The 13,842-nt window shown below is 71.9% G+C and carries 10 protein-coding genes; 2 read left to right on the top strand and 8 right to left on the bottom strand.

The window, feature by feature from the left end:
- Positions 1–92: 92 nt before the first annotated feature.
- The 6 genes from AC0VY3_RS29760 to AC0VY3_RS29735 form a co-directional block, all read right to left on the bottom strand.
- The gene (locus tag AC0VY3_RS29760; protein ID WP_475551011.1) at positions 93–3,314 is read right to left on the bottom strand and encodes a tetratricopeptide repeat protein; all 3,222 of its coding nucleotides are present in this window, start codon (positions 3,312–3,314) and stop codon (positions 93–95) included.
- A 194-nt stretch (positions 3,315–3,508) separates the two neighbouring features.
- On the bottom strand, positions 3,509–4,459 hold the full coding sequence (locus AC0VY3_RS29755) for a hypothetical protein (protein ID WP_475551010.1): 951 nt from the start codon (positions 4,457–4,459) through the stop codon (positions 3,509–3,511).
- A complete protein-coding gene (locus AC0VY3_RS29750) occupies positions 4,459–5,415 on the bottom strand; it encodes a hypothetical protein (RefSeq protein ID WP_103507416.1) in 957 nt (318 codons plus the stop codon). Before AC0VY3_RS29750 ends, AC0VY3_RS29755 begins: the two co-directional genes overlap by 1 nt.
- Entirely contained in the window at positions 5,402–6,409 is a 1,008-nt protein-coding gene (locus AC0VY3_RS29745) for an ABC transporter ATP-binding protein (RefSeq protein ID WP_475551009.1), read from the bottom strand. Before AC0VY3_RS29745 ends, AC0VY3_RS29750 begins: the two co-directional genes overlap by 14 nt.
- Positions 6,406–6,924 (bottom strand): septum formation family protein, encoded by a 519-nt coding sequence (locus AC0VY3_RS29740; protein WP_475551008.1) that lies wholly within the window; start codon positions 6,922–6,924, stop codon positions 6,406–6,408. The genes AC0VY3_RS29745 and AC0VY3_RS29740 overlap by 4 nt, the downstream gene beginning before the upstream one ends.
- Before the next feature lie 87 nt (positions 6,925–7,011).
- Positions 7,012–7,311, bottom strand: a complete 300-nt coding sequence (locus AC0VY3_RS29735) for a hypothetical protein (RefSeq protein WP_242741362.1) — start codon at positions 7,309–7,311, stop codon at positions 7,012–7,014.
- Between the two features lie 782 nt (positions 7,312–8,093).
- Here AC0VY3_RS29735 and AC0VY3_RS29730 point away from each other — a divergent pair.
- Complete coding sequence (locus tag AC0VY3_RS29730) at positions 8,094–10,115, top strand: thioredoxin domain-containing protein (RefSeq protein WP_475551007.1); 2,022 nt, start codon at positions 8,094–8,096, stop codon at positions 10,113–10,115.
- An 83-nt stretch (positions 10,116–10,198) separates the two neighbouring features.
- Here the strand turns inward: AC0VY3_RS29730 and trhA are convergent, their stop codons facing one another.
- Positions 10,199–10,891, bottom strand: coding sequence for a PAQR family membrane homeostasis protein TrhA (gene trhA, locus AC0VY3_RS29725; protein ID WP_103507411.1), 693 nt, complete (start codon positions 10,889–10,891; stop codon positions 10,199–10,201).
- A 222-nt stretch (positions 10,892–11,113) separates the two neighbouring features.
- Between trhA and AC0VY3_RS29720 the strand changes: the two genes are divergently transcribed.
- Entirely contained in the window at positions 11,114–12,940 is a 1,827-nt protein-coding gene (locus tag AC0VY3_RS29720; protein ID WP_103507410.1) for a phosphoenolpyruvate carboxykinase (GTP), read from the top strand.
- Between the two features lie 157 nt (positions 12,941–13,097).
- On the opposite strand, the gene AC0VY3_RS29715 is transcribed toward AC0VY3_RS29720, so the two are convergent.
- Positions 13,098–13,790 carry a hypothetical protein gene (locus AC0VY3_RS29715; RefSeq protein ID WP_475551006.1) on the bottom strand — a complete coding sequence of 231 codons (693 nt, stop codon included), beginning with the start codon at positions 13,788–13,790 and terminating at the stop codon, positions 13,098–13,100.
- Positions 13,791–13,842 lie beyond the last annotated feature (52 nt).

The following is a 13,842-nucleotide window of genomic DNA, read 5'->3' as shown; positions in this document are numbered from 1 at the left end:
GTCCGGCCCGGTGCCGGACGCCCGTCGTGTACGGGTACGGGCGCCGGGCTCTCCCCGACGCCCGCCCGGTCACGCCGGTGCTGTCCCCGGCGTCACGGCCGGGCCGGCTCCGTCGGCACCCCCATGACCTGGCCGGCGCTACGGGTCGGGGTGAGCCCGAGCCGCCACGCCTGCCAGCCGTCCTCCAGGTCCACGCCCCGCTCCAGGGCCACCGCGAACGCCGCCGCGGACTGCTCCAGCTTGCCGTCCCGGGCCGGATGCCGGGCCTCGACCAGCTCGGCCAGCTCCTGCTGGGCGACCACCGTGCCCACCTCGACGCCCCCGGGCGAGGCGTACGGCAGCAGCGTGCACCGCAGGAACCGGGCCCAGTCGCCGCCCCGCGCGTCCCCGTACGAGTCGAACAGCTCGGCCGCCTGACCGCACAGCTCCAGCGCCTGCGGGGCCCGCCCGTTGCCCGCGTCGATCAACGCCAGCTCCACGCACGCCCAGGCCTCGCCGTACGGCACCTTGATCCGCCGGAAGTCCGCCCGCGCGTCCATCAGCAGCTGCCGGGCGAACCCCGAATTGCGCAGGTTGCCCGTCTGCGCGGCCCGCTGGTCCCGGGTCACCCGGCCCGAATGGTGCCGGGCGCACGCCAGCCCGTACACGTCCCGCATCCGGGAGAACATCGTGCGGGACCGCTCCAGCTCACGCACCGCCTGATCGGTGTCCCCGTCCTCCTCCAACGCCTGACCCAGGTAGTACAGGGTCCACGCCTCACCGCGCGCGTCCTCGTTGTCCCGGTGCCGGTCCAGGGCCTCGCGCAACTGCTCCAGCGCGGCCGCCGGATCGCCGTCCAGCAGCCGGGCCCGGGCCAGCTGGGTGATCGCCCAGGCCTCACCGCGCCCGTCGCGGGTGCGCCCGTACAGCTCCAGGGCCGTACCCAGCGCCTCCTCGGCCGCCGCCACCTCGCCCGTGCGCAACCGCACCTGCCCCAGCTGGAACTGCGTCCAGGCCTCACCGTGCAGCGACTCACCCTCCCGGTGCAGCCGCAGCGCCTCGTCCAGCAGCGCGAGCGCCTTCACCAGATCGCCCCGGTCACGCTCCACGGCGGCCAGCGCGTGCAGGGTCCAGGCCCGGTCCTCGGCCTGCGCCTGCGAGGACTGCAGGGCCAGCGCCTCGCCGAGCCGGGCCGCCGCCTCGGTCAGATTGCCCTGGTGGTGCAGGGTGATGCCGAGCGAGCACAGCGCCAGCGCCTCACCCGCGTCGTTCTGCGCCTCGTGGTAGAGCCCGACGACGGAGGACAGCGTGGTGCGGGCCTTGTCCAGCTCGCCGAGCTGCCGGGCCGCGATGCCCGTACGCCACTGCACCGAGCGCTCCAGCAGCCCCTGGTCCACGGCCTGCGTCAGCTCGCTGATCTCGCCCAGGCGGTACAGGTCGCCGCGCAGCAGGCAGTAGTCGCACAGCGCGCCCAGCAGATGCAGCACCGTGGCCTGGTCGACGCCCTCCGCGTGCCGCAGCGCCGCCGTGATGAAGCTCGACTCGTCGTCCAGCCAGCGCAGCGCCGAGTCCAGCGAACCGAAGCCGTGCGAACCGAACTGTCCGGCGCGGGTCGACATCTTCCCGTCGACCATCCGGATCACCGCGTCGGCCAGCTCCGCGTAGTTGGTCAGCAGCCGCTCCTGCGCCGCCGTCCGCTCGGCCGGCTCCTCCTCGTCCAGCAGCCGGGCCAGTGCGAACGCCCGCACCAGATCATGCAGCCGGTAGCGCGATCCCCGTACGCGGGTGAGCAGCCCGGCCCGGGCCAGCACGGTCAGCAGCCGCTCCGCCTCCTGCTCGTCGGCGGAGAGCAGCGCGGCCGCGGCTGCCGCGCCCAGGCTCGCCCGGCCCGCCAGTGCGAGCCGCCGCAGCAGCCGCCGGGCCTGTTCGCCCTGGTCGGTGTAGCGCAGCCACAGCGCCCGCTCCACCGGGTCCACCGGCCCGTACGCTCCCAGGTCCTCCGCCAGCGAGTGCCGGCTCCGCGCCCCCAGCGCGGAACCGGCCACCCGCAGCGCCAGCGGCAGCCCACCGCACAGCTCCACGATCGCGTCCGTGGACGGATAGTCGTACGGCCCGGTCTCCTCCTCCTCGGCCACCTCGCGCAGCAGCTCCTCCGCGCCCGCCGCCTCCAGCGGGCCGACCGGCAGATGGTGCACCCAGGCCGGCAGGTCCTCGGGCAGCTCCATCGGCTCCCGGGCGGTGACGATCACCAGACTGTCCGAGCGCTCCGGCACCAGGGTGCGGACCTGCCCGGCGTCCGTCGCGTCGTCGAGCACGACGGTGACCGGCGTCCCGGTGAGGTGCTGGTGGTACAGCTCGGAGAGCCGCCGCACCTGCTGCTCCGCCGAAGCGCCCTCCCGGAACAGCAACTGCTCGCGCGGCGCGCCCAGCCGGTTCAGCAGATGCAGCAGCGCGTCCCGGGTCGGCAGCGGGCTCTCCCCGGCCACCTGGCCGCGCAGATCGACCACGCACGCACCCCGGAACTGGTCCTTGAGCGCATGGGCGGCCCGCACCGCGAGCGCGGTACGCCCCGAGCCCGGCTCACCGTGCAGCACGACGACGGTCGGCCGGGTCTGCGTGGAGGCGCGGGCCGCGTGCACCCACTGGGCGATCTGCGTCAGTTCGGCCCGCCGTCCGGTGAACGGCCCCTCCGCGTTCGGGAGATGACCGAAGGACTGCTCCAGCACCACCCGGGTGCGGGCCGCCGCGCTCCGGTCGCCTCCGCGCAACGGGCGTCCCGCCGGGGCGGCCTGCTTCTTCGGGGCGCGGGCGGCCGGGGTCAGCATGCGCTGCTGGTCCAGATACGGGCGGATGCCCCGTACCTCCAGGGCGGTCAGCCACTGGAGCCTCAACTGCTCGGCGCCGCCCGGCTGTCCGGCGGCGGCGGCCCGGCGGTGGGCGGCGGGCCAGTGCGAAGCGGTCGCCTTCGCCACGGTCGTCGCTGTTCCGGCCACCGCGACGACCGCACCCGCACCGACGGCCAGACCGGTGTTCGCGCCGAGCGCCAGATCGGCCCCGAACGCGGCTGCCGCGGCAACACCCGTCACCAGCAGGGGCGTTCCCAGGGTCGCTCTGCTGAAGCGCTCCGCGAGCGGCCGATCGCCCGCCGCCACCGAGTCCAACGCCTGCGTGTACGCGGCGTACTCCTCGCCCGCGCTGGCCGCCATGGTGTCGAGCGCCGCCCGCGCCCGCGACATCAGCGCCCCGGCATCGGTCCGCCCGCCGGTACGCCGCGCCTCCTCCTCCACGGCGCGCACCAACAGCCTCTCGGCTTCCGCCCGATGGCTGTCCCGCATATGTGTCCCCCTCCGAGAGCTGCGTCGAGCTGCGCTCCGGACCTCGGGTTCCGGAGCGTCAGTTACCAAGCGTCGGGGTCAAGTGTCCTGCGTAGCGCGCTCCGGCGCGAGGGGCACCGGGCAAGGGGACGGTCAAGGCACGGCCGGGCGGCTCACCCGGCCAGGTCGCCGGGGCCCGCCGCGAGGGGACAGCCTCAGCCGACGTCCCGGCGCGCGAACCGCCACCAGGCCGCGGCCACGACGGGGAGCAGGTGGACGGACAGGGCGAGGAAGGCGGTGGTCGCGGTGGTGCCCTCCCGCATGGCCAGACAGGCGGCCTCGCCGATACAGGTGGTCCGGTCCGTCTCCATCAGCAGACGCTCGTTGAGGACGGCGAACGTGATCCCGGAGAGCTGGTACTCGGCCAGAGCCGGGACGTACTCCTGGACGATACGGCCGGAGGCGATCAGATAGGCGAGTGCGATGCCGAGGGCCGTGGCCGTACGGCGGGTCAGCATGGCGAGGGCGTAGCCCAGCAGCGCCACCAGCCCGACGAGGACCGCACCGCGCGCCCCGACGACGGTGAGCACCGTCCAGTACCGCCCGTCCGTGTCGGCCAGGGACCCCTTGAAGTGGGCCACGCCCAGCAGGAGGGGCACGAAGAAGACGAAGGTCAGGACGGCGGCGGCGGTCGCGACGGCGGTGACGAGCAGGCCCCTGGTGAGGAAGAGCCGGGTGCGCCGGGGCTCGGCGGCGGTGAGGGTGAGCATCACGCGGGACGACCAGTCGACGCCCCCGCTGAGGACGCCGAGCACCAGGGCGGCCAGCGACAGCCCCGACAGCACCGCGCGCAGGTCGACGAAGGAAGCCTTCGCCATGAGGTAGCGGGGGTCGTCGAAGAACTCGCGAGGGGACAGGGACTCGACCGAGCCCGCGGGCCGGGTCGCCGCTTCCTCCGCGTACGCGCGGTAGGCCGCTTCGGCCGCCCGCCACGCCGCCGCCACGTCGGTGTGATGACTGACGAAGGCGGTCACGGCAAGGGCCAGCAGGATCGCGGGGAGCGCGCAGAGGCCGTACCGAACGGGCTTCGGACTCAGTACCCGGCGCAGTTCGGCCCGGACGAGGCGGCTCAGGGGCGGCGACGAGGGTTTCGCCAGGAGGGTCATCAGCCGACGTCCGTTCGGGTGGAGCGCCACAGGGCCAGAGCGAGCACCGGGAGGAGATACAGGAGGATCCCGACGAAGCCGTCGGCGGCGGTCAGGTCGACGTGGACCGCCTCGCAGCCGGGGCCCGCGATGCAGTCGGACTCCGCCATGGGGATGACGGGCTTCTCATTGAGGACGGCGAACGTGAGGCCGTCCATGTCGTACTCGGCCAGTCGCGGCCCCCGCCCCCCGAAGATCCGGCCCGCGCCGGCGAGATAGAGGAAGGCGATCGCGAGGGCGGCGGGGACGTGGCGCGTCAGCACGGCGAGGCTGTGGCCGAGGAGGGCCAGCAGCCCCACGAGCACGATGCCCCGCAGGAACTGGCTGACCAGCACTGCCCAGTACGCGGCGTCCAGGCCTTCCGCACTGCCCCGGAGCTGAGCCGCGAGCAGCAGACACGGCACGAGGAGCAGCCCGCACAGGGCGGTCGCCGCCATGGAGAGACCGCCGACCAGCAGGCCGCGGGTGAGGAAGAGCCGGGCGCGCCCCGGCTCGGCGGCGGTGAGCGTGAGCATCACCCGCGAAGCCCAGTCGGCACCGCCGCTGACGATCCCGAAGACCGTGGCCGCAGCGCAGAGCCCGAGCAGGACGGTGCGCAGGTCTCCGAAGGAGAGCGCCTCCATCAGGTAGCGCGGGTCGTCGAAGAAGTTGTCCCGCCCAACGCTGCCGGTCGGCATGCCCGTGCGGGCGGCCTGCTCGATGAACTCCCGGTAGCGCGCGTCCGCTTCGCGCAGGGCCGGGCCGGTGTCCGGGCTGTGGGTGAACAGCTTCGACAGGCCGAAGGCCAGGACCAGCAGCGGCAGAGCGGCCGCGACGCGGCGTACGGCCGGGGGTGCGGTCAGCCGGAGCAGCTCGGCCCGCACGAGGCGGCGCCAGGGCGGGGCGCCGAAGCCGCGCACCTGGTCAACGGCGGTCAAGGGGACCGTCCTTCGCCGCGGCGTCGGCCGCCCGGACCGCCGCGACGTAGATGTCCTCCAGGGAGACGGACTCCACCAGCAGCTCGCGCGGATACACGTCCTGGGCGGTCAGCAGCCTCAGCACGTCGGGCGCGTGCGGACGTGGCTTCGGGACGGCCATACGTAGCTCGTCCGTGCCGCGCGGCCCGGCGGCCCGGGTGAGGGTGTGGCCGTTCCGCTCCAGTACGGCGACGGCCTGCTCGGTGACCGTGTCGTGCACCCGCACCACCAGGTGCTCGGTCCCCCGGGAGATCAGCTCGGAGACCCCGGCGTCGCAGATGACGCGGCCGTTCCTGACGATGGTGACCCAGTCGCAGACCAGCTCGACCTCGGCCAGGATGTGAGAGGAGACGACCACGGTCATACCGCGCTCGTCGCGCAACCTCTTCAGCAACTCCCGCATGTCCCGCACGGCTTCGGGATCGAGACCGTTCATGGGCTCGTCCAGGACGAGGAGTTCGGGTCCGGAGATCAGCGCCCCGGCCACGCCGAGCCGCTGCTTCATGCCGAGCGAGTAGCCGGAGTAGGCGCGCCGGGCGGCGGGCGCGATCCCGACCAGCTCCAGCGCCTCGGCCACTTCGGCCGCCCCCGCGCCGTGCAGTTCGCCGATCAGCCGGAGGTTGTGCTCGCCGGTCAACGAGGCGTTGAACGCGGGGCCTTCGATGAGCGCCCCCATCCGACCGGCGACATGCCGCTGGTCCTTCGGGAGCGCGCGGCCGAAGGCGTGAACAGCGCCGCTGTCGGGCCGGACGAGGCCGAGAAGGGTCTTGAGAGCGGTGGTCTTGCCCGAGCCGTTCGGTCCGAGAAGCCCCACGATCGAACCCCGGGGAATGGACATGGAGAATCCGTCCAGGGCCTGCTGCCGGCGGCCGCGCGCGGTGCGGAAGGACTTTCGGACGTCCTCGAAGCGGACGAGCGCGTCGGAGGGCCCGGTGGGTTCGGGCTCCTGCGTCACGCGGCTTTGCCGATCTTTCCGGTTTTGGGCTCGGGGAACGTTATGGCGCAGTAGCCGGTCCTGTTCCCGGATTCCCAGGATTCCTTGTTGAGCGGCACGAAGAGCAGTCCGATCAAGGATCCCTTGTTCTTCGAAACAAGAGGATTCAGTACGGGATCGCAGACCTTGCGCATGGCGTCCATGACACCGCGGTCACCGGGGAAAGGGCTTTTCCCGTCTTTCGGAATCTCGCCCTCGGAAAGAATCTCGAATCGGTGCGGCGTCGCGCAGTCCACCGTGCCGACTTCCTGGTCCGAGCTGACATCTCCCTGGAAGTTGGAACACATGCCGACCTCGAGATCGGCGAACGCGGTGGGATTTCCCTGCGGCAGACCGCTCATCGCGTCCTGGGAGTTCGCGGACTGCTCCGCCCCGGGAGCCGGGTCCTTCGCTTCACCCTCGGTCGTGGCGCAACCCGACAGCATCAGCGCCGCCAGGGCGACTGTGGCCAGCGGTAATGTGAGGTGACGGGGCATGCCTGGTTCGCCTTCTGCTGTGGGGGCCGCGTGGTGCGGGTGAACTTCCACCCGCACCACGGTAATTGATTCAAACGGTCGGGGAGACTAGCACTTGCGCGTACCGTAGTACGAGTCCCAGGTGTCGCCGTCGCTGCCGCCGTTGTTGTCCGCATACCAGTCGACCAGGTCGCCGGCGATGTAGCCGACGTAGTGGTTTCCGGTGTTGTGCTTGTGGCCGGACGCCTTGCTCGGAGCCTCGGCGCCCTTGCCGCTGTTGATGGTGATGGTGCTCCAGCTGCAGCGGGTGTCCGCCTGCGCCGTGGCACCTCCCCCGATCACCATGATGCCTGCGAGCGCCGCCGCGGCCGTACCGATCGCACCAATTCTGCGAACGTTGTTCTTCATTTCTCTGCCCCCTCGGATGGATGAACTGGTGAAGCCGGAGCTACTCTTCACGGCGGCTGTGGGGATGGTCAACGGAAATTAGGTCGATGGCTGGTTCAAGACAGTGGTACTGCTGGGCAATTCCGCCCGGAGGGTATACCTCCATGTTCCCTCTACGTGATCAAAAGGCCCGTCGAGGCGGACAATGGAGACGGAGGCCCCAGTTCCGCCCGCACGGTGAGTGATCATCGTCGCGAGGGCTCATCGGCCGTGGCGTGTCAGGCTGTCTCGATATCGGCCCTTGGCGTCGTCGGCAGGAAGCCGGGCAGGGCGGGAAGAGCGAACCGCCGATGCCGGTCGCGACGATCGCACCGACCACGGCTACCACCACGGCGATCAGGGACAGGTACTCGATGGCGGTCTGCCCGCTGCTCGCACGCACACCCAGACGTATCCGGTCGCTGCGTTGCACGGGTCACCTCGTTCTCACCGCCGTATCACCGGGCCGCACGCCCGCCGGGAACGAAGAGCGACGCATCGGTGGGCAGGAGCAGGGCTCAGGGGCCCGGAGGGAGGGGCCCGGATCGCCGCGACGGAGGCCCGCAGTGGCCGAACTCCTCGCCTCACCCTTCGTACGTGCGCAGCGGGTCGATCATGTGACGGAGCTTCGGAGCGACGTCACCGCCGACCTCGCCTCTGCCGTCGTGGTGCCGACGGGGGTCTCCCGGCCGGGGGCCTGCCCGTTTCCGCCCCGCCCCGTGGCGCGCGGGTGTCCTGGAGGCGGGTGCGCGAGGATTGGGGTCATGGCCAACCGACTTGCGCAGACCACCTCCCCGTATCTCCTCCAGCACGCCGACAACCCCGTCGACTGGTGGCCCTGGTCGCCCGAGGCGTTCGAGGAGGCCAGGAAGCGGGATGTGCCCGTGCTGCTCAGCGTCGGGTACGCCAGCTGCCACTGGTGCCACGTCATGGCGCACGAGTCGTTCGAGGACGAGACCGTGGCCGCCTATCTCAACGCGCACTTCGTGCCGGTGAAGGTCGACCGGGAGGAGCGGCCCGATGTCGACGCCGTCTACATGGAGGCCGTGCAGGCGGCCACCGGGCACGGTGGGTGGCCGATGACCGTCTTTCTCACCCCGGACGCCGAGCCCTTCTACTTCGGGACCTACTTCCCGCCCGAGGCCCGGCACGGCTCGCCCTCCTTCCAGCAGGTGCTGGAGGGGGTGGTGGCCGCCTGGACCGACCGGCGTGAGGAGGTCGCCGAGGTGGCGGAGCGCATCGTCGCCGATCTGGCGGGGCGGTCGCTGGTCCATGGCGGTGACGGGGTGCCGGGGGAGTCGGAGATCGCTCAGGCTCTGCTCGGGCTGACCCGGGAGTACGACGAGCAGCACGGCGGGTTCGGGGGCGCGCCCAAGTTCCCGCCGGCCATGGCCGTGGAATTTCTGCTGCGGCACTATGCGCGGACCGGGGCCGAAGGGGCCCTGCAGATGGCCGCCGACACCTGCTCGGCGATGGCCCGCGGCGGGATCTACGACCAGCTCGGCGGCGGGTTCGCGCGGTACTCCGTGGACCGGGAGTGGATCGTGCCGCACTTCGAGAAGATGCTGTACGACAATGCGCTGCTCTGCCGCGTGTACGCCCATCTCTGGCGTACCACCGGGTCCGACGAGGCCCGGCGGATCGCCCTGGAGACCGCCGACTTCATGGTGCGGGAGCTGCGCACGGCCGAGGGCGGGTTCGCCTCGGCGCTGGACGCCGACAGCGAGGACGCGGACGGCAGGCATGTCGAGGGGGCGTTCTATGTGTGGACGCCCGGGCAGTTGCGTGACGTGCTGGGGGAGGACGACGCCGTCTTCGCCGCCTCTTACTTCGGAGTGACCGAGGACGGCACCTTCGAGGAGGGCGCCTCCGTGCTCCGGCTGCCGGGGGACGCGGGGCCTGTGGACGCCGCGCGGCTCGCGGACGTACGGGCCCGGCTGCTGGCCGCCCGTGAGGAGCGGCCGCGCCCGGGGCGGGACGACAAGGTGGTCGCCGCCTGGAACGGGCTCGCCATCGCCGCGCTCGCCGAGACCGGCGCCTACTTCGACCGGCCCGACCTCGTGGAGCGGGCCACCGAGGCCGCCGATCTGCTGGTCCGGGTGCACCTGGGCGAGATCGCCCGGCTGACCCGTACCTCCAAGGACGGGCGGGCCGGGGACAACGCCGGGGTGCTGGAGGACTACGGAGACGTCGCCGAGGGCTTCCTCGCACTGGCGGCGGTGACCGGGGAGGGCGCCTGGCTGGAGTTCGCCGGGTTCCTGCTGGACATCGTGCTGGAGCAGTTCACCGGCGAGGGCGGTCAGCTGTACGACACCGCTCATGACGCCGAGCAGCTCATCCGGCGGCCCCAGGATCCCACCGACAGCGCCACCCCGTCCGGGTGGACCGCTGCCGCCGGTGCGCTGCTCTCGTACGCCGCGTACACCGGGTCCGAGGCCCATCGCACCGCCGCCGAGGGCGCGCTCGGCGTGGTGAAGGCCCTGGGCCCGCGCGTCCCCCGGTTCGTCGGCTGGGGCCTCGCCGTGGCCGAGGCGCTGCTGGACGGGCCCCGCGAGGTGGCCGTGGCCGGTCCGGTCGGCGGGGAGCTGCACCGTACGGCGTTGCTGGGGCGGGCCCCGGGCGCGGTGGTCGCCGCGGGTCAGGGGCCGGGTGCGGGGGCCGAGTTCCCACTGCTGGTGGACCGGCCGCTGGTGGGCGGGGAGCCGACCGCGTACGTCTGCCGCCACTTCGTGTGCGACGCGCCGACGACGGACGCGGGGGAGCTGGCGGACAAGCTGGGCGGGTGAGGGCCCGCACAAAGGTGAGCACATGAGTGAGGGGCCGGTCGCTTCGTGCGGCCGGCCCCTCGTCCGTATGTCCTGCGTGTGCCCTATCCGTGCTGGTACGCCACCAGCGAGATGCCCACGTAGTGCGCGACGAACGCCGCCAGCGTCAGCGAGTGGAAGACCTCGTGGAAGCCGAACCAGCGCGGCGAAGGGTTCGGCTTCTTGATGCCGTAGATCACGCCGCCCGCGCTGTAGAGCACGCCGCCGACGATCACCAGGACCAGGACCGCGATGCCACCGGTCCGCATGAAGTCCGGCAGGAAGAAGACCGCCGCCCAGCCCATCGCGATGTAGCACGGGGTGTAGAGCCAGCGCGGCGCGCCGACCCAGAACACCCGGAAGGCGATGCCCGCCGCCGCGGCCGCCCAGACCGCCCACAGCAGCGGCCGGGCGGTCGACTCGGGCAGCAGGAGCAGCGTCAGTGGCGTGTAGGTGCCCGCGATGATCAGGAAGATGTTCGCGTGGTCCAGACGGCGCAGCACCGCCTCGCCGCGCGGCCCCCAGGTGCCGCGGTGGTAGACCGCGCTGACGCCGAACAGCAGACAGGCGCTGAGGATGTAGACGGTGCAGGCGATCCGGCCCGTGGTGCTGTCGGTCAGTGCGATCAGGGTGATGCCCGCGACCAGCACCGCCGGGAACATTCCGGCGTGCAGCCAGCCGCGCATCCGTGGTTTGACGGGTACGGGGTCGAGGACGACGGGGCCCGGGGTCGCGTCGCTAGCGGCGGCGTCAGTCATATCCGCATGCTACCTACGCCACCGTAGGTACTGGATATCGGGCGCAAATGAGTGGCGATGCTCACGTGTGAGGCCCCCTGGACAGATGGGCGGATCGGTCGGATGATCAAATGAGTGCAGTCGGCACCGGATGAGCGCCAGGGGAATTCGAAGGGTACGAAGCATCCGGGTCGCAGCCCCCACGGGGCCTCAGACAACTGACACCCTCAACTAGGAGCGATCGTGGCGCGCGACATCGCGGCTCCCCTCACTGTCCCCACCCACCACCAGGAGCTGATCTCCTGGGTCGACGAGATCGCAGCGATCACCCAGCCGGACCGGGTGGTCTGGTGCGACGGTTCCGAGGCCGAGTACGAGCGCCTGTGCGGGGAGCTCGTCGCCAAGGGCACGTTCACCAGGCTGGACGAGATCAAGCGGCCGAACTCGTACTACGCCGCGTCCGACCCGAGCGATGTCGCCCGCGTCGAGGACCGTACGTTCATCTGCTCCAAGGAGGAGAAGGACGCGGGTCCGACCAACCACTGGAAGGACCCCGCCGAGATGCGGGAGATCTTCACCGGTGCCGATGGTGTGTTCCGTGGGTCCATGCGCGGACGCACCATGTACGTCGTGCCCTTCTGCATGGGGCCCGTCGGCTCGCCGCTCTCCGCGATCGGCGTCGAGATCACCGACTCCGCGTACGTCGCCGTCTCCATGCGCACCATGACCCGCATGGGCCAGGCCGTCCTGGACGAGCTGGGCACCGACGGCTTCTTCGTGAAGGCCGTCCACACGCTGGGAGCGCCGCTGGCCGAGGGTCAGGAGGACGTTCCGTGGCCCTGCAACACCACCAAGTACATCTCGCACTTCCCCGAGGACCGCGAGATCTGGTCGTACGGCTCCGGCTACGGCGGCAACGCCCTGCTCGGCAAGAAGTGCTACGCCCTGCGCATCGCCTCCGTCATGGCCCGTGACGAGGGCTGGCTCGCCGAGCACATGCTCATCCTGAAGCTCACGCCGCCGCGGGGGGAGAGCAAGTACGTCGCGGCCGCCTTCCCCTCCGCCTGCGGCAAGACCAACCTCGCCATGCTGGAGCCGACCATCCCCGGCTGGACCGTGGAGACCATCGGCGACGACATCGCCTGGATGCGGTTCGGCGAGGACGGCCGCCTCTACGCGATCAACCCCGAGGCCGGCTTCTTCGGCGTCGCGCCCGGCACCGGCGAGCACACCAACGCCAACGCCATGAAGACCATGTGGGGCAACTCCGTCTTCACCAACGTGGCGCTGACGGACGACGGCGACGTCTGGTGGGAGGGCATGACCGAGGAGGCGCCCGCGCACCTCACCGACTGGAAGGGCAACGACTGGACCCCCGAGTCCGGCACGCCCGCCGCCCACCCCAACGCCCGCTTCACCGTCCCGGCCGGGCAGTGCCCGATCATCGCGCCCGAGTGGGAGGACCCCAAGGGCGTGCCGATCTCGGCGATCCTCTTCGGCGGCCGCCGCGCCTCGGCCGTGCCGCTGGTCACCGAGTCCTTCGACTGGCAGCACGGTGTCTTCCTCGGAGCCAACGTCGCCTCCGAGAAGACCGCCGCCGCCGAGGGCAAGGTCGGCGAGCTGCGCCGCGACCCGTTCGCCATGCTGCCGTTCTGCGGCTACAACATGGGCGACTACATGAACCACTGGGTGAAGGTCGGCGCGGACAAGGCCGACCAGTCGAAGCTGCCCAAGATCTACTACGTGAACTGGTTCCGCAAGAACGACGCCGGCAAGTTCGTCTGGCCCGGCTTCGGCGAGAACAGCCGCGTCCTGAAATGGATCGTGGAGCGTCTGGAGGGCAAGGCCGAGGGCGTCGAGTCCCCGATCGGCATCCTGCCGGCCAAGGGCTCGCTGGACACCGAGGGCCTGGACCTCTCCGAGGCCGACCTCGACTTCCTCCTCACGGTCGACAAGAAGGTCTGGCGCGAGGAGGCCGCCCTGGTCCCCGAGCACCTCAACACCTTCGGCGACCACGCGCCCAAGGAGCTGTGGGACGAGTACCACGCGCTCGTCGAGCGCCTGGGCTGATCCCGGCGCTCCCACCGGACCCCGCGGCCGGGTCCATCGGACATCCGCCCTGACCTGTGGGGCCGAACGATCCGCCGCGGTACGGGGCCTGTCGTCGCCGACGGCCCCGGAGGGCCTGTTCCCGACCAAGGACACCCTCCCGGCCCCCGGAACCCCCTCACGGTTCCGGGGGCCGCCCCGTTTCTGCCCTTGCCGCCGAGCCGCCCCGGTCCTCCGGATACGCGGAGCTGCCCCGGTCTTCCCGATGCCCGGAGCCGCCCCGGTCCTCCAGGTACCTCGTGTGCGACCGCTGGCGCAGCTCCTCCGCCTCGCGCAACCCGTCCACCAGCCGCTGCGCCTCCCCGTGCAGCAGCGACAGCTGCCGCTCCAGCTCCTCCTCCGGAGCCCGCGCGCCCGGTGCGAGCCGCGTCCACCACCGGGTCCGCAGATAGGTGTCGACGGACTCCGGAACGTCCCGGCACACCGCCCGCGCCACCACATGGCCGCCCTCCGGGTCGTCCGCCAGCGCCTCCGAGACCCAGCCGGGTGCCAGCAGCCCGTCCAGCAGAACGGTCAGCGCCTCCAGCCGCTCCGTCGCGGCGGGCGGCAGGTCCACCTGCTTCAGGTACGCCCGCAAGGTCGCGAGGTCGGCCCGCAGCTCGTCCAGCCGGGAGGAGGGCTCATCGAACGCCGGGGCGGGCGGGCGGCGCGGCGGGGCGATCAGGGCGCCCGCCCCGTACAGCCCGCCGACCACCACGGGCCAGTACGCGCCCGCGAACCCGGCGAAGGTGAGGGCGAGCCCGCCGAGGGCCGCGGCCCCGCCGGTCAGATTCCGGGCCGACTCCAGATAGCCGATCACCCGGGCCGCCACGGACCCCCTTCGCGCCGGACCCGGGCCGGCAGTCGGTGATCTCTTCCCCGCC

The sequence above is a fragment of the Streptomyces sp. iso_384 genome, assembly GCF_056172905.1.
This window is presented reverse-complemented; position numbering and strand designations above follow the sequence as displayed.